The organism is Aliiglaciecola aliphaticivorans (assembly GCF_054782055.1).
Window position 1 is genome coordinate 44,736 of sequence record NZ_BAAGTF010000016.1, and the last position, 22,159, is coordinate 66,894.

At 40.8% G+C, this 22,159-nt stretch carries 19 protein-coding genes; 16 read left to right on the forward strand and 3 right to left on the reverse strand.

What is annotated here, in order from left to right:
- The first annotated feature begins 53 nt into the window (after positions 1-53).
- A complete protein-coding gene (locus ACYVIL_RS08965; RefSeq protein WP_460312245.1) occupies positions 54-980 on the forward strand; it encodes a GGDEF domain-containing response regulator in 927 nt (308 codons plus the stop codon).
- A gap of 129 nt (positions 981-1,109) precedes the next feature.
- Positions 1,110-4,607: an ATP-binding protein gene (locus ACYVIL_RS08970; RefSeq protein ID WP_460312246.1), complete on the forward strand. Its 3,498-nt coding sequence runs from the start codon at positions 1,110-1,112 to the stop codon at positions 4,605-4,607.
- A gap of 110 nt (positions 4,608-4,717) precedes the next feature.
- Here ACYVIL_RS08970 and gorA read toward each other — a convergent pair whose 3' ends face one another.
- Positions 4,718-6,064 carry a glutathione-disulfide reductase gene (gorA, locus tag ACYVIL_RS08975; protein ID WP_460312247.1) on the reverse strand — a complete coding sequence of 449 codons (1,347 nt, stop codon included), beginning with the start codon at positions 6,062-6,064 and terminating at the stop codon, positions 4,718-4,720.
- A gap of 187 nt (positions 6,065-6,251) precedes the next feature.
- Between gorA and prlC the strand changes: the two genes are divergently transcribed.
- The 7 genes from prlC to acuI all read left to right on the forward strand — a co-directional run bounded on the left by prlC (position 6,252) and on the right by acuI (position 14,030).
- Positions 6,252-8,306, forward strand: a complete 2,055-nt coding sequence (gene prlC / locus ACYVIL_RS08980) for an oligopeptidase A (RefSeq protein WP_460312248.1) — start codon at positions 6,252-6,254, stop codon at positions 8,304-8,306.
- A 26-nt stretch (positions 8,307-8,332) separates the two neighbouring features.
- A complete protein-coding gene (locus ACYVIL_RS08985; protein WP_460312249.1) occupies positions 8,333-9,034 on the forward strand; it encodes a DNA-3-methyladenine glycosylase I in 702 nt (233 codons plus the stop codon).
- 74 nt (positions 9,035-9,108) lie between these two features.
- Positions 9,109-9,951, forward strand: a complete 843-nt coding sequence (gene ubiE / locus ACYVIL_RS08990) for a bifunctional demethylmenaquinone methyltransferase/2-methoxy-6-polyprenyl-1,4-benzoquinol methylase UbiE (protein WP_460312250.1) — start codon at positions 9,109-9,111, stop codon at positions 9,949-9,951.
- Positions 9,951-10,592, forward strand: coding sequence for a ubiquinone biosynthesis accessory factor UbiJ (locus tag ACYVIL_RS08995; RefSeq protein ID WP_460312251.1), 642 nt, complete (start codon positions 9,951-9,953; stop codon positions 10,590-10,592). The genes ubiE and ACYVIL_RS08995 overlap by 1 nt, the downstream gene beginning before the upstream one ends.
- Before the next feature lie 4 nt (positions 10,593-10,596).
- Positions 10,597-12,222: a ubiquinone biosynthesis regulatory protein kinase UbiB gene (ubiB, locus tag ACYVIL_RS09000; protein ID WP_460312252.1), complete on the forward strand. Its 1,626-nt coding sequence runs from the start codon at positions 10,597-10,599 to the stop codon at positions 12,220-12,222.
- Positions 12,223-12,360: 138 nt separating this feature from the next.
- Entirely contained in the window at positions 12,361-12,996 is a 636-nt protein-coding gene (gene acuR, locus ACYVIL_RS09005; protein ID WP_303471549.1) for an acrylate utilization transcriptional regulator AcuR, read from the forward strand.
- A gap of 56 nt (positions 12,997-13,052) precedes the next feature.
- On the forward strand, positions 13,053-14,030 hold the full coding sequence (gene acuI, locus ACYVIL_RS09010; protein ID WP_460312253.1) for an acrylyl-CoA reductase (NADPH): 978 nt from the start codon (positions 13,053-13,055) through the stop codon (positions 14,028-14,030).
- A 123-nt stretch (positions 14,031-14,153) separates the two neighbouring features.
- Here acuI and ACYVIL_RS09015 read toward each other — a convergent pair whose 3' ends face one another.
- A complete protein-coding gene (locus tag ACYVIL_RS09015; RefSeq protein WP_460312254.1) occupies positions 14,154-15,116 on the reverse strand; it encodes a glutathione S-transferase family protein in 963 nt (320 codons plus the stop codon).
- Between the two features lie 94 nt (positions 15,117-15,210).
- Positions 15,211-16,128 (reverse strand): hypothetical protein, encoded by a 918-nt coding sequence (locus tag ACYVIL_RS09020; protein ID WP_303471545.1) that lies wholly within the window; start codon positions 16,126-16,128, stop codon positions 15,211-15,213.
- Between the two features lie 118 nt (positions 16,129-16,246).
- On the opposite strand from ACYVIL_RS09020, the gene tatA reads away from it, so the two are divergent.
- From tatA to hemB, 7 genes are all read left to right on the forward strand, one after another.
- Positions 16,247-16,498: a twin-arginine translocase TatA/TatE family subunit gene (gene tatA / locus ACYVIL_RS09025; RefSeq protein ID WP_303471543.1), complete on the forward strand. Its 252-nt coding sequence runs from the start codon at positions 16,247-16,249 to the stop codon at positions 16,496-16,498.
- Positions 16,499-16,518: 20 nt separating this feature from the next.
- On the forward strand, positions 16,519-16,824 hold the full coding sequence (gene tatB, locus ACYVIL_RS09030; protein WP_303471541.1) for a Sec-independent protein translocase protein TatB: 306 nt from the start codon (positions 16,519-16,521) through the stop codon (positions 16,822-16,824).
- Positions 16,825-17,613 (forward strand): twin-arginine translocase subunit TatC, encoded by a 789-nt coding sequence (gene tatC, locus ACYVIL_RS09035; RefSeq protein WP_460312255.1) that lies wholly within the window; start codon positions 16,825-16,827, stop codon positions 17,611-17,613. It abuts the gene before it with no gap.
- Entirely contained in the window at positions 17,610-18,137 is a 528-nt protein-coding gene (locus ACYVIL_RS09040) for a hypothetical protein (RefSeq protein ID WP_303471538.1), read from the forward strand. Before tatC ends, ACYVIL_RS09040 begins: the two co-directional genes overlap by 4 nt.
- A 211-nt stretch (positions 18,138-18,348) precedes the next feature.
- Positions 18,349-19,146: a TatD family hydrolase gene (locus ACYVIL_RS09045; RefSeq protein ID WP_460312256.1), complete on the forward strand. Its 798-nt coding sequence runs from the start codon at positions 18,349-18,351 to the stop codon at positions 19,144-19,146.
- Positions 19,133-21,031, forward strand: a complete 1,899-nt coding sequence (locus ACYVIL_RS09050; RefSeq protein ID WP_460312257.1) for a sensor domain-containing diguanylate cyclase — start codon at positions 19,133-19,135, stop codon at positions 21,029-21,031. Before ACYVIL_RS09045 ends, ACYVIL_RS09050 begins: the two co-directional genes overlap by 14 nt.
- Positions 21,032-21,062: 31 nt before the next feature.
- Positions 21,063-22,061 carry a porphobilinogen synthase gene (gene hemB / locus ACYVIL_RS09055; RefSeq protein WP_460312258.1) on the forward strand — a complete coding sequence of 333 codons (999 nt, stop codon included), beginning with the start codon at positions 21,063-21,065 and terminating at the stop codon, positions 22,059-22,061.
- The last annotated feature ends 98 nt before the right edge of the window (positions 22,062-22,159 follow it).

Consider the following 22,159-nt stretch of genomic DNA (forward strand, 5'->3'; position numbering starts at 1 on the left):
CTACAATAAGAAGCAGAGAAACCGTCGTAATCTATTTTTAAAAGGTCAAGTAGTTGGTTGGGAAACATTATATTCAACAAGGTACCTTGCAAGAGGCACTGGTTTTAATTGTCGATGATGAACCCATCAATGCGATGGTGGTCGCTGATTTGCTATCGAGTTTGTATCAAACCAAAGTGGTTCATTCTGGGGAAGAAGCCTTAGCATTTTGTCGGCAGCAGACGCCAGATTTGATTTTGTTGGATGTAATGATGCCAGGGATTTCAGGTTTAGAGACATGTCGCGCCATTAAAAATAACCAAAGTCTGCAACATATACCGGTTATTTTTATTACTTCTGTAAAAAGTCAAAACGATGAAAATAAATGCTGGGAAGCTGGTGGAGTGGATTTTGTAAATAAACCGGTTAATGGGATTACCCTATTAAACCGTGTTAAAGCCCATCTTACCTTAAAAATGCAGTCTGATTTTCTAAGGAGAATGTCATTCACTGATGGTTTAACCGGGCTTTATAACCGGCATTTGCTTGAAGAAGTGTTGACTAAGTCTATTCTGCAGTCAAAACGGACTCAATCGCCTTTGTCATTGTTTATGCTCGATATTGACTGGTTCAAATTATTTAATGATAGTTATGGGCACCTAAGCGGCGATCAATGCTTAATCGCGGTCAGCAAAGTACTAAAAGAGGTGTTACATCGACCCGTCGACATGTCATTTCGTTATGGTGGTGAGGAGTTTCTGTGTCTATTGCCTAATACAGACAGCCTTGGAGCCCAACATATCGCTAAAACAATCTTACAAAAAGTAGCAGATTTAAACATACCCCATGAATCTTCTCCTTATGGAATTGTTAGTTTAAGCATTGGTATATATAGCTCTACTGTCCACAATGAATGTTTTAAGGCCAATGAAGTTATTCGTAGCGCTGACAAAGCACTTTATTTAGCAAAGCAAAAAGGACGTAATCAATTCGTTTGTTGATTTGCTTAGTTTTTACTGAGCAACTAAAGTTTGCAGAGGCGAATTGAAATCCTACGATTTTAATTTCGTTTTCTTTTAATTTTCCAACAGTTTTATATGTTGAACAGTAGCTTTTCATTGGAGTGATTAATGTCAGTTGAACCTCGGCCCTCCAAATTAAAGTCTTGGTACAACAGAAAAAACTTATTCGTACCTACTTTTTTTCTGTTTGTAGCAATAATGGCGATCGCTGTTGTTATTTTTGAAACTCAGCTCAAAAACAATATTCTTCTTTCGGTGGAAGAAACTCAGCGTCTAACAAACAACCGAATAGACACACAAATACAGCAATCTTTGTCTAAGTATCGAAACGACTTACGTTTTTTATTTGGTACACCACCCATTGAAGGGGTGGCAAATACTATTGGACAGAATAATCAATTCGATGGTTCAACCTATGAGCAGTGGAAAAAAAGGTTGGAAACAATTTTTGTGGCCTTTGTCGAAAATAATTCAGAGTATGAACAAATGCGTTTTATCGGCACCGAAAACGATGGTAAAGAATTGGTACGAGTTGAGCGCACGGGCGGGGGGATAAAGGTTGTAAATAGTGCCTATTTACAGAAAAAAGGTGACCGAGACTATTACGCACAAAGTACACAATTATCGGCAGGACAAATTTATTTGTCCGGAATTTCACTGAATCGCGAGTTCGGCAGAATCGAATTTCCCTATCGCCCAATGCTCAGATTGTCGATACCACTTTTTAATCATCAAATGGAACGTTTGGGTTTTTTAATTCTTAATATCAATGCAAGTGAGTTTCTCAACTCCATTCAAGCCCTTGTCGACAAGCCCAATCAGCTTGCATTGACCGACAGTAATGGCTTTTTTTTAGTTCATCCGAAACCAGAATTAATGTTTAGCAAAGATTTAAACCCCGACGCAAATTGGGATAATTACCATAATGCAAAGTTAGAGCTAGACAGTGAAAGTGACTTTTCCTCTTTGCAATACTTCTCAAATGGAAATTTTTATTCTTCTGCTAAAAAGTTAATTGTCAGCGGGGACTTTGAAGACGGCTTTCTGGTGTCCCATATTATGACCCCTGAGTCGGTTATCAAAGCTTTAGCAATGGAAAGACGGACTTATGTTTACACTGTCCTATTCATTATACTCGCAGTTTTAGCCGTTGTTTTAGCTGCTTTTCAGCGAGGCTTACGGAAGAGTCAAGAGCTTGCCGAAGCTAGGGCTGAATCGGATGCAATTGTTAACGGCTCCCAAGATGCTATTTTTGGCCTAACTAAGGATGGTCGTATATCGAGTTGGAATCGCGCGGCTAAAAGTTTGTTTGGATTAGATTTCGCCAGAGTTAAAGGTAAACCTGTTGATCAGCTATCTTTATTTCCAGATTTTAATTTTGTTGAACTCTTAAATAAATTAACTGCAGGTAAGGTTCAGCAACCTTTTGAAACTAGCTTACGACAAAATGAAAATATTAAATTGCTAGTATCATTGTCTGAAATTCTAAAAGACGGCGTTGAGTATAGTGGTGTGGCCGTCATTATTCGCGATATTACTAGCTTGCGAAAAGCCGATGAAAAAATCCGTAAAGCCAATGCTGAATTAGAAATTAAAGTGGCGCAGCGGACTGAACAATTGGAAAAAGCCAGCAACGTTAAAAGCGCATTTATTTCCAATATAAGCCATGAAATGCGAACGCCCCTCAACGGTATTATCGGTACATTAAATCTGATCAAAAAAGAGCCACTTAGTGAGCAGCAGATGCAGTATCTGGAAATGACGGAAGTCAGTGTGAATTCTCTTGCGGTGCTGATCAACGATATTTTAGATCTGTCGAAAATCGAAGCAGGGAAATTAGATCTTGAACATAAAGCGTTTAATCCGAGTAAGTTAATTGAAAGTTTATGTGGAAGTATGGCGGTCAAAGCCCAGGAAAAAGGGCTTGAATTTATACTGGATAGTATTGATATTGAGTGTGAATCCATTGTAAGTGACCCCCATCGCTATGCACAAATAGTCACTAATATTTTAAACAATGCCATTAAGTTTACTGAACAAGGGCATATCCTAGTTACAGCTAAATCAAAACAAGTGAATGGTCGTTTTTGTCTTCTTGAATGTTCAGTATCTGATACCGGAATTGGCATTGCTAAAGAAAATCAGCAACGCTTATTCAATGCATTTTCTCAAGAAGATAGTGGCACTGCTTCGAAATACGGTGGGACAGGTCTTGGTCTGTCCATATGTAAACAGTTAAGTCACTTACTTAATGGCCAAGTGACCTTCGAATCTGAAAAGGGTAAAGGCAGTACCTTTTGTTTTGAAGTAAAGATTCCAAACGCCAATGTGACCTTTAAAAATGCCGAGAAATACCTTAATGGTCAATTTGTTTCAATTTTAGTAGAAAATTCGAAACTCCATCAAAGCCTTAGTAATTTAGTCAATAAATTAGGGGCGACTGTGCTACCTGATTCTGATCTTAGTGAATATTTAGAATCAAAAGCTGAGATACCCAAACAGTTGCCGGATATCGTCATCGTTGACCAAGTTGATCCGCGTGCACAATTGCTAGAACATCGTTGGGAAGAACTTAATGAGGGAACGAAGAATACTGAAAAGGTCGTCATGCTTTTCAATGCTGTTGACGCGAAAACAATGTTTAAACGTTTGAAGCCTATTTACCTTTCCAAACCCGTTTCAGTTTCCGAGTTTTTATTAAAGTACGTAGATAAAAAACACCAAACACCAGGCAATGTTACTGAACAACAAAGAAATAAGATGTTAAACCTTGACGTCTATTCTGGTAGTAAATTGACTGGCGCTCGTGTGTTGGTCGTTGACGATAATGAAATAAATGTAGAAGTAGCCGTTGGTATTTTAAAACCGACAACAGTCGAAACTGTGCGAGCCGCCAATGGCCAAGAGGCGATACAAAAACTCCAGGCATCGGTGATTAACGGGAAAGCTATTCACTGTGTACTAATGGATTGTCAAATGCCAGTGTTGAATGGATATGAAGCAACAACACAAATTCGAAACGGTGAAGCCGGTGAAGAGTATCGTCATATTCCGATTATCGCTATGACTGCAAATGCCATGCTAGGGGAAAGGCAAAAGTGTCTGGATGCAGGAATGAATGACTATGTGACTAAACCTATTTCTGCTGAAAAGTTGATAAGTAAACTCACTAGTTGGGTATTGTCGGTGTTTAAACCAGACGTGAAGGTCATAGATGAAGGTGAAGAGAATCGATTATCTACAGAGCACCCTGCCTCAACTTGCGAAGTGTGGGATAAAGATGGGGCGCTTACCCGATTGATGCATAATCAAACTCTGTTAAACAAAATTTGCAGAATATTTTTAGAAAGTTCGGCTGGAAAAATACAAACACTTAGAGAAAGCGTTGCTAATCGCGATGCAGAACAAACCAGTCAATTAAGCCATTCACTTAAAGGGGTTAGCGGTGATCTTGGGGGGATGAGATTGCATGGAATATTCGGCAATATAGAGCTTGAAGCCTTGAAAACAAATTTTGCAGCGATTGATAGTTTATTAGTTAAAATGGAACAGGAATATGACATTTTCGTTGGTCTTATTAATAAGCATTTAAACGAAAGTGAATAATTTCAGTGATTTTTAACTAAAGCGAAAAAATGATGGCAACTCTAATTTTTAGCTAGAAAATACGCTAAAGTTAGAGTTAAACGCCATCATTCAAAATTAAGTTGGCTTGTTTACATAGTCACGTATTCTTCGCCCGAAGTCGGATGAATGGCAACGCAGGCATCAAAATCAGCTTTAGTTGCTCCCATTTTCATGGCTACACCAAATCCTTGCAGTATTTCATCCATTCCAGCCCCTATACCATGCAGGCCAACGACTTTTTCTTCTTTCCCTGCACAGACTAATTTCATCCGCGTCATTTGACGGTGTTTTGTCACTGCCGTGTACATTGCCGCGAATCCAGAAGTATAAACTTTGATATTGTCTTCGCCGTATTGTGCTTTTGCTTCGTCTTCACTCAAACCTATAGTGCCAATAGGCGGATGACTAAATACTACAGTTGGAATTAAAGAATAATCCATTTGTGCATTTGTTTGACCATTGAATAAGCGCTCAGACAACAAACGTCCTGATTTCACTGCAACAGGAGTAAGTTCAACATAGCCAATATTATCACCTACCGCATAAATACCATCTACATTGGTGTTTTGGAATTTGTCGACTTTGATGTATCCACGGTCGGTGAGTTCTACACCGGTATTTTCCAAGCCAATTTTATCATTAGCAGGTTCACGTCCAATGGCCCAAACCACACAATCGGTCTCAATTTTTGTTCCGTTTTCAAACTCAATGGTTAATGAGTTATCCGCATTTTTGACCACTTGTGTTGGTGTAGCATGGGTGTGCAGAGTGGGGCCATCTTGGGCCATTAATTCCACTAAGGTTTCAGATAACATGGTATCAAAGTTACGTAATGGAGCATGTTTACGCACGGCTAAATCCGTTTTCGTGCCTAAGGCATGCATTACCCCAGCTAGTTCAACAGCAATATATCCTGCGCCAATTACCACTGCGCGTTTGGGTTGTTCGTTTAATTCAAAAAAGCCGTTAGAGTCAATGCCTAATTCTGCACCCGGTATATTGGGAATGGTGGGACGGCCACCAGTGGCTATTAGAATATGATCCGCGGTGTAGTGTTTACCATTTACTTCAACGGTGTTCTTATCAACAAAAGTGGCAAAACCAGATATTAAGGTCACACCATTTTTTTCAAAGCCGCTGCTATAACTACCATGGATCCGCTTAATGTAGGCTTCTCTGCTTGCTACTAAGGTTTTCCAGTCGAATTTATTGATGATGACATCGAAACCATAGTCTGGCGCATATAAGTTAATTGCTTCAGCGACATGGGCACCAAACCACATTACTTTTTTAGGGACGCAACCCACATTAACACAAGTACCACCAACGGCAGTTGCTTCTATGATTGCTACTTTCTTGCCATATCTAGCCGCGCGATTGGCTGAAGCAATACCACCACTGCCTCCGCCGATACATATATAATCAAAATCTGCCATGTTTTATCCTGAAGTTAGTTATTTTCATTAGGTTATTGTAGATGAACAAAAAGTACAAAGCCTGCAGATTCAAATTTCAAACAAAAAGTTCATGAAGGGAATAAAAATCTTTGTTTATCTCTTGTAATTACCTTAATAAGGCCTCACCTACTAAGTTCCAACCCTTAAAATATTATTGGATACAGTTATGAATCAAATTGCCTCTCAACATTCTCAATCAGATATCAAGTCTTTGCCACAATTTAGCCAAATTAACATTGCTGAAATTAAAGACTCAATAGAAGAGGCCATTAGCAACTGTAAAAACACCATTAATCGGGTATTAGAGCAAGAGACCGTGAGTTGGCAAAATGTTATTCAACCAATTGACGAAATAGATGATCTTTTAGGGAAACTTTGGTCACCAGTGTCACATATGAACTCTGTAGTGAGTAATGATGAATTACGTGAAGCCCATGATGCTTGTTTACCTTTATTGTCTTCTTATGGAACTTGGGTTGGCCAGCATAAAGGTCTTTATGACGCTTATATGCAGATTAAAAATTCAGCGGAATTTGCTAGCTTAACGGTTGCCCAGCAAAAAGTGATCGACAATGGTATCCGTGATTTCACACTGTCTGGGGTTGCCCTGGAAGACAGTAAAAAACAACGATACGGTGAGATTAAAAGCCGACTTTCAGATTTATCTTCGACCTTTAGTAATAATGTCATGGATGCGACTTTGGCATGGCAAAAACATATTACTGATAAAGCAGAGTTGGCTGGATTACCCGACTCAGCGTTAGAAGCCGCGAAACAATTGGCTGAAAGCAAAGAGCTAGAAGGCTGGTTATTTACCCTAGATATTCCAAGCTATTTACCTGTAATGACCTATGCAGATAGCCGTGCGTTGCGTGAAGAAATGTATCGCGCATACACTACCCGAGCCTCAGAACTAGGCCCTAATGGGGGCGAATTCGACAATACGAAAATAATTGAAGAAACCTTAGCGTTGCGTCATGAATTGGCGCAACTTATGGGCTTTGAGAACTATGCAGAACGATCATTAGCAACGAAAATGGCGGAATCTACCCAGCAGGTAACAGGATTTTTAGAAGATTTAGCCAAACGCTCGAAACCTCAAGCCCAAAAAGATTTGCAAGATGTCACTGAATTCGCAAAAAAACACTTCCAAGTTACAGACCTGCAAGCATGGGATCTTGCCTATTACAGTGAAAAACTAAAGCAGCAGCAATATTCTATTTCCGATGAACAATTGCGTCCTTACTTTCCTGAAAAACAAGTGGTTTCTGGCCTCTTTGAAGTCGTCAAACGTTTATACAAAGTGGACATTGTGCAGCGTGAAAACGTCGATGTATGGCATAAAGACGTAAAATTCTACGATATTGTTGATAGCGACGGTGAATTGCGCGGAAGCTTTTATTTAGATCTTTATGCCAGACCTCGCAAGCGTGGCGGCGCATGGATGGATGAGTGCCAGGTTCGTAGAACCCGAGTGGATGGTCAATTACAATATCCGGTGGCCTATCTTACCTGTAATTTTAACGGGCCAGTGGGAAACAAACCCGCACTATTTACCCATGATGAAGTGATAACCTTGTTCCATGAATTTGGCCATGGTATTCACCACATGTTAACTAAGGTTGATGTGGCGGGTGTTTCCGGGATCAATGGAGTACCTTGGGATGCCGTGGAATTACCTAGTCAATTTTTAGAAAATTGGTGCTGGCAACCTGAGGCGCTAGCGTTTATCTCAGGGCATTTCGAAACGGGTGAAGCACTACCAAAAGATTTGCTAGATAAAATGTTAGCAGCCCGTAATTTCCAATCTGCGATGCAAATGATGCGTCAGTTGGAATTCAGCTTGTTTGATTTCAGCTTACATGAGCAATACCAACAGCAAAACCCAGTTAATGTGCAAAGCTTTATTGAAAAAGTACGGGAAAAAGTGTCGGTCCTCAAAGCGCCTGAATTTAATCGTTTTCAAAATAGTTTCGGGCATATTTTCGCTGGTGGCTACGCGGCAGGTTATTACAGTTATAAGTGGGCTGAAGTATTGAGTTCAGATGCTTTTAGTCGCTTTGAAGAAGAAGGTATTTTTAATCCCCAAGTGGGCTCAGACTTTTTGCATAACGTATTGGAAATGGGCGGAAGTAAAGAGCCTATGGCGTTATTTGTCGCGTTTCGCGGACGAGAGCCTGAAGTTGACGCATTATTACGCCATTCGGGCATTGCGGCTTAAACATCTACAAATAGGGTCAATATCTTTTGCCGACTTTAGAAACCTTTGACCACCTTTACCAACGCGCCTGTGAGCGTAAAGGTGGTCCTAAAAACTTAGGCTTATTGTTGTCAAAGCCTCTACCGCCTAAAAAAATCCAACAGATTGGTGATGATCGTTTCTTAGCCGAATTCAGTAAAAAGGTTTTTCAGTCGGGATTTGTGTGGCGAGTAGTGCGCAATAAATGGCCTAATTTTGAACAAGCATTTTTCAATTTTGAGATCGATAAAGTGATTTTAATGCCAGATGAAATGCTTGAAAAAAAAGCACAGGATCCGAGCATTATTCGCAATTACAACAAAGTAAAAACGATCCGCGAAAATGCATTAATGATCCAAGCCGTGCAGCAGGACAAAGGTAGCTTTGCTAACTTTGTTGCTCAATGGCCCAGTCACGATATCATTGGCTTGTGGGCTTACCTCAAAAAGCATGGTGCGCGTTTAGGTGGAAATACGGGGCCCTACGCTTTGCGCGCTGTTGGCAAGGACACTTTTATTTTGAGCCAGGATGTCGTGGCTTATTTCAGTCAACGCAACCTTATCAACGGTTCCGCTTCATCTAAACGCAGTTTGACGGCGATTCAACAAGCATTTAATGATTTTCATCAGCAAAGTAATCTTTCACTGCAGGAAATTAGCCAAATAATTTCTTACAGTGTGGGTGATAATCATGTTCAAGTTGAATACTAACTCTAGTATCAGCTTTAATAGTCATGTTTGAAGATTTTCGGTAAACTGACGAGATTAGTTTAAAAGGAAATACCATGAGCAACAGTCAAGTCCCCCAGTCTGAACATAAAACCAAGGACGCGGATTATTCAAACATACCTCCTATACCGCAGGAACCAACTGGCACGGGAGAAGACGACTCTCAAACTCATTTCGGTTTTAAACAAGTTGATAAGACCGAAAAAGCCTCCATGGTGGCAGATGTATTTCATTCTGTAGCAGCCAAATATGACATTATGAATGACATGATGTCCATGGGTATTCATCGCTTATGGAAACGCTTCACCATAGATTGCAGTGGCGTAAGGGCTGGGCATAAAGTCTTAGACCTAGCGGGTGGAACCGGTGATTTAGCAGCAAAGTTTTCTAAAATTGTGGGTGAAAAAGGTCAAGTCGTATTAGCCGATATCAATAACGCGATGTTAAAAGTTGGGCGCGATAAACTGCGCAATAAAGGCGTGGTTGGCAATTTGGAGTATGTTCAAGCTAACGCTGAAATGTTGCCCTTTCCCGACAACTATTTTGACGTCATTACCATTGCTTTTGGACTGCGTAATGTAACCGATAAAGACAAAGCTTTAGCTTCAATGTATCGTGTATTAAAGCCCGGTGGCCGCCTATTGGTGCTAGAGTTTTCAAAACCGCAAAGTGAGATGTTAAGCAAAGCCTACGATTTATATTCTTTCCATTTACTGCCCAAAATGGGGAAATTAGTGGCTAATGATAGTGAAAGTTATCAGTACTTGGCTGAGTCCATCAGGATGCACCCAGATCAAGAAACCTTAAAAGCCATGATGGAATCTGTGGGCTTTGAACAAACCACCTTTCATAATCTCACTGGTGGAATAGTGGCACTGCATAGAGGGTTTAAATTTTAATGCCAGCCGCTCAATTAGTGTCATCTGGCATTGAACGTATTATTAATCAACTACTGAAACTGGATGCTAGTTCAGTTTTGCCGTTGCAAAAATTGAGCAATAAACAACTTAGCGTTGATATTCATGAATTACCTTGGATTTTAAAGTTTAGTTTCTCTGATCAAGTGGATGTGTTGACTGTGATGCCTGATGAAGAGCCCCTAAGCGATTGTCATTTGGCGTTATCTCTTTCCACGTTACAAAAACTAAAAGACACCAGCCAAATTACTCGTTTAATTCAAAATGGTGAGTTAGTGCTGGAAGGTGATGTGGCCATTGCCCAACAATTCAGCCAATTAATCACTGAATTAGATATTGATTGGGAAGAGCAGCTATCAAAATATACCGGGGATCTACTTGCTCACAACACATTTAGGCTCGGCAAAAAGCTTATACACAGCGCCAAAACTCAGGCCAATCGATTAGCTGCTACCTTAGGGGATGCAGCCATCGAAGAAAAGCGCATTGCCGCTCCCGCAATTTTAGTCGTTGATTTTTGTGACCAAGTAAATGAGTTGCGCAGCGCTACCGATCGACTTTCAGCAAAGATAAGTCGGTTGGAGAGTCAATCCACCCTCTCACCTAATAAGCAGAGCAATTAAATCAATGCGTACCCTTCGCCTATACAAAATTAACAAAGTGATGTTGCAACATGGTTTGGACGAGTTAATTCCCGATCATTGGCTGCCGTGGTACGCAAAGTTGGGGAGGGCGTGTCAATTTTGGTTGCGTAATCAACATCCTGATAAATCCCTAGGGGTGCGAATTCGCTTAGCACTGCAAACCCTTGGGCCGGTGTTTATCAAATTTGGGCAGATGCTGTCTACCCGTCGAGATTTATTGCCTGCAGAGATCGCAGATGAACTAGCCATTTTGCAAGATAAAGTCGAACCTTTCGATAGTGATGTGGCAGTAGATATAATTAAGCGCGCACTGAATATATCTGAATTGAATGAGCTGTTTTCCCAGTTTGAAATTTCGCCATTGGCCTCAGCGTCCATTGCACAAGTTCACAGTGCAGTATTAAAAAGTAACCAAAAAGAAGTTATCGTAAAAGTCATCCGTCCGGATATTGCGGGAACGATTCATGCTGATATTGAATTGATGCATTCCTTGGCATTTGCGGTACAGAAGTTATTGCCTGACGGCAAACGCCTAAGACCAGTGGAAGTGGTTGATGAGTATCGAAAAACCATTGTCGAAGAGTTAGATTTAGCCAGAGAAGCGGCGAATGGGATCCAATTAAAGCGTAATTTTGAAGGCGCGGAGTCACTATACATTCCAGAAATATATAGCGACTATTGCTCTACCAATGTTATGGTTATGGAGCGTATTTATGGTATTCCCATTTCCAATATCCAAGCACTAGAAGCGCAAAATACCAACATGAGATTGCTTGCCGAGCGTGGCGTAGAGGTTTTCTTTACCCAAGTATTTCGTGATAGCTTCTTTCATGCCGACATGCATCCTGGCAATATTTTTGTTTCGAAAATGAATCCCGATAATCCCCAATACATTGCCATTGATTTTGGTATCGTAGGGACTCTAAACAGAGATGATAAACGCTATTTAGCCGAAAATTTTATTGCCTTTTTTAATCGCGATTATCGCAAAGTCGCCGAATTACATGTGGATTCTGGTTGGGTACCTGCAGATACAGACATTGAAGCGTTTGAAGTGTCTATTCGTACCGTTTGTGAACCCATTTTTCAGAAGCCATTGGCGGAGATTTCTTTTAGCAATGTGTTGTTGCAACTGTTCAATACTGCCAGACGTTTCAATATGGTGGTGCAGCCGCAATTGGTACTATTACAAAAAACCTTACTGTATGTGGAAGGTTTAGGGAGATTGCTTTATCCCCAGCTAGATCTTTGGCAAACCGCTAAGCCATTTTTGGAACAGTGGATGAAAGAACAGATCGGTGTAGCGGCGATGCTGAAAAAAATTAATGCGAACTTGCCCTTCTGGTCAGAAAAGTTGCCCGAGATCCCTGATTTAATCTACGATAGTTTGAAGCAAGTTAAACAGCTTCCCGCGTTACAACAGAAACATTTTGAGCAACAGCAATTGCAGCAACGTCGGGCACAGAAAAACCTATTTTACGTTCTTACCGGCTCTACGTTATTGATTCTGGCAGGAATTTTTCCCCTTTATGTTTCCAGTTATATCCCCAGCATACTGGTTGCGGGAAGTGGTTTAGGTGCATGGCTATATGCGTGGTTAAGACAGTAGTTTCTGCGCACCTGACGGCAAAACGATACCTAAAATCTGTCAAATTAGAGCACATCAATCTTTCCATCTATTGTATCCCTTCGCGTTATTTTAAGCTTTAATTTGCATTTTACTAGACGATCGGTCTATTATACTTCCATGAGCATTTCAAAATTACAAACGCCAAGGCGGGGAAGACCACCAAAAGTGGCCCGTGAAAATCAGGATACACGAGCTGAACTCATTCGCAGTGGTTTAGAGCTTTTGACCGAGCAAGGGTTCTTCGCTTCGGGTATTGATAAAATACTCAAAAAAGTGGGGGTCCCGAAAGGCTCTTTTTATCATTACTTTGCCAGTAAAGAAGCGTTTGGCCGTGCAGTGATAGAAAACTATGCAAGTTACTTTGCTAATAAATTAGACAGCCACCTGTTAAATACGAATTTCGACCCTATTCAACGAATTTGCCATTTTGTCGAAGACGCTAAATCAGGCATGCGCAAACATCAGTTTAAGCGTGGTTGTTTAGTGGGTAATCTTGGCCAAGAAGTGGATGTTTTGCCTGAAAGTTATCGACAGCTGTTACTCGATATCTTCATTGATTGGCAAGGGCGAATAGAAGCTTGCTTACTTGAGGCGCAACAGCAAAATTTAATTGCTAAAAAGGCCAACTGTCAGCGTCTAGCTGAGTTTTTTTGGGTAGGATGGGAAGGAGCCGTGAGTCGCGCTAGATTGTCTCAAGACGCTCGGCCCCTTGATAATTTTTTATTACAGTTTATCGACGGATTACCAAGATAATAACTTGGTTTTTATTTTAACTATTTATAGACGACTGGTCTATATTCGGAGGAAATATGTTTCAAGGTATATTAATTAACAAAGACGACAACGGCTATCAGGTTGAATTAAAAGAATTGGATGACAGTATTCTGCCAGAAGGCGATGTGACGGTTAAGGTGACCCACAGTACATTGAATTACAAAGATGGCTTGGCGATCACTGGTAAAAGTCCCGTTGTTAGAAAGTTTCCCATGGTGCCAGGAATTGATTTGGCGGGTGTTGTTGAGCATTCGGACACTGACAAGTTCAAAGTAGGTGACAAAGTACTACTTAATGGTTTTGGGGTAGGTGAAGTGCACTGTGGTGGATTGGCGCAAAAAGCCCGTCTAAAAAGTGAATGGCTAATACCCTTGCCTGATGCTTTTACTGCAAGTCAGGCAATGGCTATTGGTACTGCTGGTTATACGGCGATGTTGTGTGTGATTGCCCTTGAAAAAAATGGTGTAACACCAGATAAAGGTCCAGTACTAGTAACAGGCGCCAATGGTGGAGTAGGGAGTTTTGCCATAAGTCTTTTAGCTAAGTTAGGTTATCAGGTTGTCGCCTCAACGGGTCGTCCTGAACAAGCTGAATATTTGAAAAAACTGGGTGCTAGCGAGATCATTGACCGCGCAACACTATCTGAGGCGGGCCGACCTCTAGGCAAAGAGCAATGGGCGGGGGCCGTTGATTCGGTTGGAAGTCATACTCTGGCAAATATCTGTGCGGGTCTTAAATATGGCGGTACAGTGGCAGCCTGTGGCTTAGCTCAAGGTATGGACTTCCCTGCATCAGTAGCGCCTTTTATTCTGCGTGGTATTACCCTTGCTGGAATTGATAGTGTAATGCGTCCTTTGGAAGATCGCATTGAAGCTTGGCAACGTTTAGGTGAGTTGCTGGATCCGACCTCATTTGACGATATTGCGAATAATATTACTCTGAACGAAGTGGTTAGCACCGCTGAGGAACTGCTCAAGGGCAATGTTCGAGGACGGGTTGTCGTCACTTTATAGTTGTTAGCGCTGAGGTTTAACCCAGCGCTTATCTTTATCCTACTATCAGGTTGACAGTGGCTTTTTAGTGGCAAGCAAAGTAGGCGTTAATATAACGGGTACTTTGTTTGCCATTAAAGTGGTTCATGTCAATGCATCACGATTATGGGGTTCCCATAAATCCATTATCGGCCCAGCTGGGATTACCTGAGTGGGGTTGTATTGGGTATGGCTGAAATAGTAGTGTCGCTTGATGTGCACAAAATTGACAGTTTCAGCTACTTTGGGGTATTGATATAGTTCTCGCAAATAGCCTGATAAATTCGGATAGTCTGCTATGCGGCGGATATTGCATTTAAAATGTCCCACATAAACAGCATCGAATCTTATTAAGGTGGTAAATAACCGCCAATCAGCTTCAGTTATTTGTTGACCAACCAAATAGCGTTGTTTCCCTAGTCTTTCATCCAGCCAGTCAAGGGTTTCAAATAATGGAATTACCGCATCTTCGTAAGCCATTTGATTAGTCGCAAAACCTGCTTTATACACACCGTTATTAACCGTGTTGTAAATACGTTCATTTATTTCATCAATCTGGGCTCGCAAAGGCTGAGGATAATAATCAGTGTGGTTGTTGGTAATTGAATTAAACTGAGAATTGAAAATTCGAATTATTTCTGCAGATTCATTGTTCACTATTGAATCGGTTTTCTTATCCCACAGCACAGGAATTGTCACGCGAGTGGTAATATCTTTGTGTGCCTTAGTGTATACCTGATGCATATAATCGAAAGCGAATAGTTTATCTCCAGTTGCGTCGGGAAATTCGGAAAACTCCCAACCATTTTCTAACATGTCCGGAGCAACCACTGAAACCTCTATGTGAGGTTCTAATCCTTTTAACTTTCTGAAAATGAGGGCTCTATGTGCCCAAGGGCAGGCAAGTGCCACGTAAAGATGATAACGACCTGATTCAGGCTTAAATTTCGCGTCTGGTTGACTGGATATTTGTTCTCTGAATTGTGACGCTTGTCTTTCAAACTTGCCGCCACTGGATTTGGTATCGTACCATTGATCAACCCACTTGCCATCTACCAGCAGTCCCATGTATTCCCCCTTCTAAGATGATGCAAAAAGTCCAATAGTCAGTTTTGATACATTAGGATAGTATAAATAATGGACGATGCTATGGAAATGGCATTCATCGCTCGCCAAAATAACCTTCTATACGTAAAGCTAAACCATAGGAAGCTGAAAAATGTTCGTCACGGTGCCATAAAATAAAAGGTTCAACTTCGTAAAATAACCAATTTCTCTTCGTCTGTTCGCGCAATTTCACACTGACTAAATGCTCTTCAAGACGGTAGCTAGGGCGAGTGACCCCTTCGATGTAATAACCATAAATGACAGCACTTTTATCATTAATTTGTTTAAACCCTTGCCAACTATGTTGCCACAACCAGTCGTTGCTTTTATCTCTATATTCAAAGCGGTTGTGGTATCTAAGTAACAGGCTATTGGTATAGTCATAGTCGAACGTAAGACTGAGGGAAGTACCGAATTTGTCTCGATTATAATAGAAAATGGAAGCGTCGTAGCGCATCTCCAAAGAATTACTTAGGCTTAATGCATCTCGGTATCTTGATTTTGCGTAATACTGAAACCTGCGACCAAAGCCAATTCTATGGGACAAACCGCTATCCGGTGAAACTTTATAGCGTAAAGCTAAGTTAATACTATCTTCCCGATCACTTCGACTGCCTCCACTGCTAGCTATTTTGTCGTCTTGGTCTTCATCAAAATCAGTCAGGATCAGATCGACACGATTTTTTAGGTTAGGAAGCTTAACTCTCACCTTTAATCGGGCTTCAAATTCTTCTAAATTTCTTGAACGGGGTTCAATTCCAAGCCTAAGACGGACTTCCCCAAGCGCTTTTTGGTCTTCTTGCAGGTTTTCATTGGCAAAAAAGTTGTCAAACCATTGGGCAGTATCCAAAACTGATTCAGAAATATTTTTGTGCATTGAATCTAGCCACACAGCTTGTTCTTCTTGGGCTGATATGGCTTTGCTAAAATGCAAGCTTAGAAAAAATAATGCAATAATTCTATAATTAGGCAAACTTACTGCTCCAAATGGGGTCTATAAATCATGCTCTTTTTTTTTCTATGTATCAAATCCAGTGACGTTTCAAATTAGCTACGTATAATAGCCTTACTAAATTTATAGGAGTTTTCAAATGGGTAATATTGGTTGGGCGCAATTGTTGATTGTTTTGGTTATCGTTTTACTTTTATTTGGTACCAAAAAGTTACGTTCCTTAGGCGGCGATTTAGGCTCCGCAGTGAAAGGTTTTAAGAAAGCCGTATCGGATAAAGATGCAGACTTCGAAGAAGAATCGGCAAAGAAATCTGACGAAAAAATTGAGTCCAAAGAACAAAATGTGCAGCAGCAAAGTGAAGCTGAAAAGCAACATCAGAAAACGGAATAGTTGAAAAGAAAAACTAACTTATGTTTGATATTGGATTCTTAGAAATACTAGTTGTGGGTATTCTCGCTCTGTTAGTGCTTGGTCCTGAAAGATTGCCAGGCGCAATGCGGAGCGTGGCTAAAACATTTCGCAGTGTGCGTTCAATGGCTTCGGGGTTTAAACAGGAAGTGGAAGAGCAATTACGCGTCCACGAGTTACATGAAAACCTCAAAAAAGCAGAACGGCAAGGTCTAGAAAATCTATCTCCTGATCTGCAAAAAACCGTTGATGAGTTAAAAGCATCTGCAGAATCTGTCAACAAGCCTTATGATAAAGATAAATCTTAAATGTCTGATCCAAATAGTTTTATATCTCATTTAATTGAGTTGCGCAGTCGCTTGTTAAAAGCGGTTTTAAGTATATTGGTGATATTTGTGCCTTTGGCTTTTTTCGCTCAAGATTTGTATCATTTGCTGGCTACCCCGTTATTAAACGCTATGCCTAATAATTCTCAAATGATCGCTACCGACGTTGGCGCACCTTTTTTTGCACCCTTCAAATTAACCTTAGTGCTGTCTTTCTTTCTTGCAATACCCTTTGTGCTTTATCAGGTTTGGGGGTTTATCGCGCCAGGTTTATATCGCAATGAAAAAAAGTTAATTGCACCTCTACTACTTTCCAGTACGCTACTTTTTTATGCAGGAATTGCGTTTGCTTATTTTGTGGTCTTCCCCGTTATTTTTGCCTTTTTTGCAGGTATCGAAATTAGCGGTGTTGCCTTTACAACTGATATTAGTAGTTATCTTACCTTTGTATTAAAACTGTTTTTTGCCTTTGGTCTCGCATTTGAAATCCCCATCGCTGTTATTTTAATGTGTTGGGTTGGCATTACTGACGCTGCTTCTTTGAGAGCAAAGCGGCCTTACGTCATTGTGGGTGTATTTGTGGTGGGGATGTTATTGACTCCGCCAGATATTATATCTCAATCATTATTAGCGGTTCCCATGTGGATACTGTTTGAAATTGGCATCATGATTGGTGCTTTGTACTCACCCAAAGCAGATGATGAAGACGAAGACGAAGACGAAGACGAAGATGAAAAAGAAGAAGAAAAAAATAACCAGGAAGTATCATGAACAAATTAATCACCTTATTACTATCAATCAGTGTTTATGCAACCAGTGTATCTGTTCAGGCTGAAACCATTGGTGATGCCCTTAAAAACTGTGGGCAGGTGCAAAATAGTCTAAAACGTCTCGTATGTTATGACAAAATCGTTAATCAATTGAATAGTTACGGTGGCGTACAGGATTTGATGCAGGTACCCGCTCCTTTACCTGCTAACAAGCCGCCAACACAGCAAAACGTGAATTCTGACAATGTTAATCAGACACAACGCAATGCTGAATTTGGTAGACAGGCTAAACTGCCGGAAAACACTGATGACAAAATTTATGCGACTGTAGTGAGTGTCACCAAAGATGGGAAGAAGCGCGCTATCTTCAAATTGGATAATGGACATCTTTGGCGAGAACAAGAAGCTACTAACTTTAAAGTGAAGGCCAATGAAGTTATCTACATTGAACGAGGAGCTTTGGGCTCTTACCATCTAGGAAAAGACAGTCAAAATCGCCGAATTAGAGTAAAACGGATTAACTAATATTAGGATAACCAAGGTGGCTATTGGATAAAGGAAGTCACCTTGGGTTTCATCACTACAAAGATTTAAACTTACCTTTATAAATTTGTTCACTTGGATCTAACCCAAGATTACTGGATTGAGCAATTGTTTTAACAAAGGTGCTATTGATAAGCTGTCTAAAATTCCAGTAAATCTATTGGTAATTTTATACTGACTAAGGATTAGTAGTTTGCCACATTGGTTTGACATTGGTATCAATTTACCTGACAAGCGTTTGTCATTGCCAGACGTTGTTGAGCACGCCGTTAGTAAAGACGTAACGGGAATCATCTTAATTGGAACAGATGTTCAGCAAAGCATAGAGGTTCACTCCATCGCTCAACAATTCCCGCAAACTTTGTTTTCCACCGCGGGAATACACCCCCACAACGCAAAAGATGCTCCGTCTGACCATATACAGCAGTTAAGCCAATTGGCGTCAAACAACAAGATTGTTGCAATCGGTGAATGTGGATTGGATTTCAATCGTAATTTCTCTCCCCCGGCAACACAATTACGCATTTTTGAGCAGCAGCTAGAGTTAGCTTGTGAGTTACAACTGCCAGTCTATTTGCATGAACGCGATGCTTTTACTGAACAACATCGCTTGTTAAAAGCCTATTCATCTAGATTAGTTGGCGGCGTGGTGCATTGTTTTACGGGAAGCATTGTACAAATGGAAGCCTATTTAGAATTAGGGTTTTATATTGGCATAACAGGTTGGGTGTGCGATCCCAAGCGCGGAGAATCGTTAAGAGAAGCGGTGTTAAGGTTACCGTCAGATAGAATGTTACTTGAAACTGATTCACCCTATTTATTTCCAAAAACGTTAAAAGCAAAATCACGTAATAATCAACCGGCAAATATCCCGCATATTGCCGAATTTATTGCGAATTTACGCAATCAGGAACTTCAGGACTTGCAGCAAAGCTGTTGGCAAAATACTATGGATTTATTTGCAATAGGCGCAAATTTTGAAAACGATTAAGAACCAAGTGAGGATGCACAAAACTTGGTATGTTGGATTGGTTATTCTACTGGGCTTAATCAGTATATTTGCGATTGCAAAGCTTGGCTCGGCCAGCGATTATTTATTAGAGATAAACAGAGGTACTCTTTACCTCGAAGACACCACAAACTCCCTTTCAATAAAGCAGTTACAAAATTTTCAGAACGCCCAATGGAACCAAGAAACATCTGAGGTTTTAGCCTATGGCATGAGCAAAAAACCTTATTGGTTTAAGTTTTTCTTGCCAAATAATTTAAGTAGTCATCCTACCTTATTAGAAGTTAATTATGTCATGCTCGACAAAGTGGATGTTTGGTTTTTCAGTAATGGCAAATTAATTTCCGAGTATCACGAAGGGGACAGTTATCCCTTTAAATCTCGCCAGATAGAAAGTGAAAAATTACTCTTTCCCATTCCAGACTCTCAGAAAAGAGTTTCAGTGATTGTTAAAGTTGAAACTACCGGTACAGTAAAGCTGCCTTTGCGCGTGTGGGAGGAGAAACAGTATTTAATCTATTCCTCCGAGCAAAACCTGCTTTTAGGATTGTTTTTTGGTTTTATGGTGGCAATGGCCCTGAGCAATTTATTTTTCTACGTTTCCACCAGAAATCGCAGTTTTCTCAGTTATAGTTTGTATGTCATCTCTGTTGCATTAACCCTAGCCACTATGCATGGCGTAGGGTTCAAATACATTTGGCCTGATTGGGTGTGGCTACAAGGTCGCAGCGTTGGTATTTTTGCCACCCTCACCATTTTGTTTGCGTGTGTATGTACCCGACAATTGCTGGATGTGTACAAACATAGTCAAAACCTAGACAAAGTACTGAAATATGCCGTTTGGTGGTTGACTCTCTCGTTGCTTGCCAGCCTGATTGTTCCTTATTACTACTATATCATGTACTTTCTTGTGGCCTTGTGCCTGTCATCCATTTTGGTTTTTATTGTGTCGTCATTATTGATGCTGCGTGGTCTTAAACTCGCCCGTTTATATTTGCTCGCGTGGTCGGTTTTAATTGTGGCTGGTTTTTTAGCTGGATTAGAAAGTGCGAATTTACTCGATATCAACATTCCAGCACAATATTTTGTTATGCTAGGCGCGGCGATTAAAACCTTTATGTTAGCGTTCGTCTTAGTTATCTCATATACCAATCAACGTGACGAGCAATATCAAAACCAAGAGCTTGCTTTACTCGAAGAGCAGATGGCAAGAAAAGCCCAAGAAGAGGCGCTCAAGTTAAAAGAAGAAGCACAAGAGAGTCTAGAATACAGTGTTCAAGAACGAACGCTTGAGCTAGAAATAGCGTTGCGAGAATTATCTGAAACAAATAATGAATTAGAGCAGCAAACACGCACAGATAGCCTCACCGGAATTCGCAATCGTCAACATTTTGATAAAAAATTCCAAGCCGAAGCTCGACGTTGCCGACGTGAACGCTCAGATTTATCCTTAATTATGTTAGACATCGATCATTTTAAGAATATTAATGATACTTATGGTCACGTTGTTGGTGATGAAGTTATTAAAAAAGTCGCCAAAGTGCTAAAACAAAATCTAAAACGTACCACTGACGATGCTTGCCGGTACGGTGGTGAAGAATTCGCGCTTATTTTACCCAATACCGATTTTGATGGCGCTAAAGCCTTAGGGGAAAAGCTGAGAGAGTCCATCGAGAACACGGTCACTGAGGTGGATGATTTACAACTGAAAGTGACGATTAGTGCAGGTGTTGCTTCTACTATTGTAAATGGGGTAGATGATGAAAAAAGCCTGCTAGAAAGTGCCGACAAGGCCTTATACCAAGCCAAACGAGATGGTCGAAACAGGGTCAGAAGTATTCATTTACATCCCCGCGATATTGTTTAAGAGTTTAAAATTTAAAGAGGTACAGGTTTTTATGTTCGAACAAAAGTTTCCTGCTAATCGTATGAGAAGAATGCGCAGACATGATTTTACCCGTGAGATGATGGCAGAAAATACCTTATCCGTGAAGGATCTCATCTACCCTATGTTTGTTGTCGATGGAACACAGCAACGTGTCCCAGTGCCTTCTATGCCTGGTGTTGAGCGTTTATCAATAGATTTACTGGTGGAAGAAGCCAAAGAACTAATCGACCTCGGTATTCCGGCCATAGCGATTTTCCCAGTAACGCCGCTTGATATTAAGACAGAGTGTGCCAGTGAAGCATTCAACCCCCAAGGTTTAGCACAGCGAGCGGTAAGAGCACTGAAACAGAATACGCCAGATATTGCCGTGTTAACTGATGTGGCCCTTGATCCTTTTACGTCTCACGGGCAAGACGGTTTACTTGATGAGTCTGGGTATGTGTTAAATGATGAAACTTGTGAAGTACTAGTCAAACAAGCTTTATCCCACGCTGAAGCCGGTGCAGATATAGTGGCTCCTTCGGATATGATGGATGGGCGTATTGGTATTATTCGCCAGGCACTGGAACAGCATGGTTATATCAATACCTGTATTATGGCGTATTCAGCAAAATATGCGTCTAATTACTATGGTCCGTTTCGTGATGCTGTCGGCTCTGCTGGCAATATCAAAGGTGGAAATAAGCATAGTTACCAAATGGATCCGGCTAATTCCGATGAAGCTCTTCACGAAATTGGACTTGATCTAAAAGAGGGCGCTGACATGGTTATGGTCAAGCCTGGCATGCCCTATCTAGATATCGTTAGACGCTGTAAAGATACCTTCCAGGTACCTACTTTCGCCTATCAAGTCAGTGGTGAATACGCCATGCATAAAGCGGCCTTTGATAACGGTTGGTTAAATGAAGAAGCCGTGATTATGGAATCATTGCTGGCATTTAAACGAGCCGGAGCCAATGGTATTTTGACCTACTTTGCCAAGCAAGCTGCGCAGATACTGGCAAGGTAACTATTCGTTAAGCTACTCTACTACCAGCACCACTTTTCCTTAGTGGTGCTAATCCACCCTGGTCAATAATAGCCTTTAATTTCAAATAGCTTGCTCAA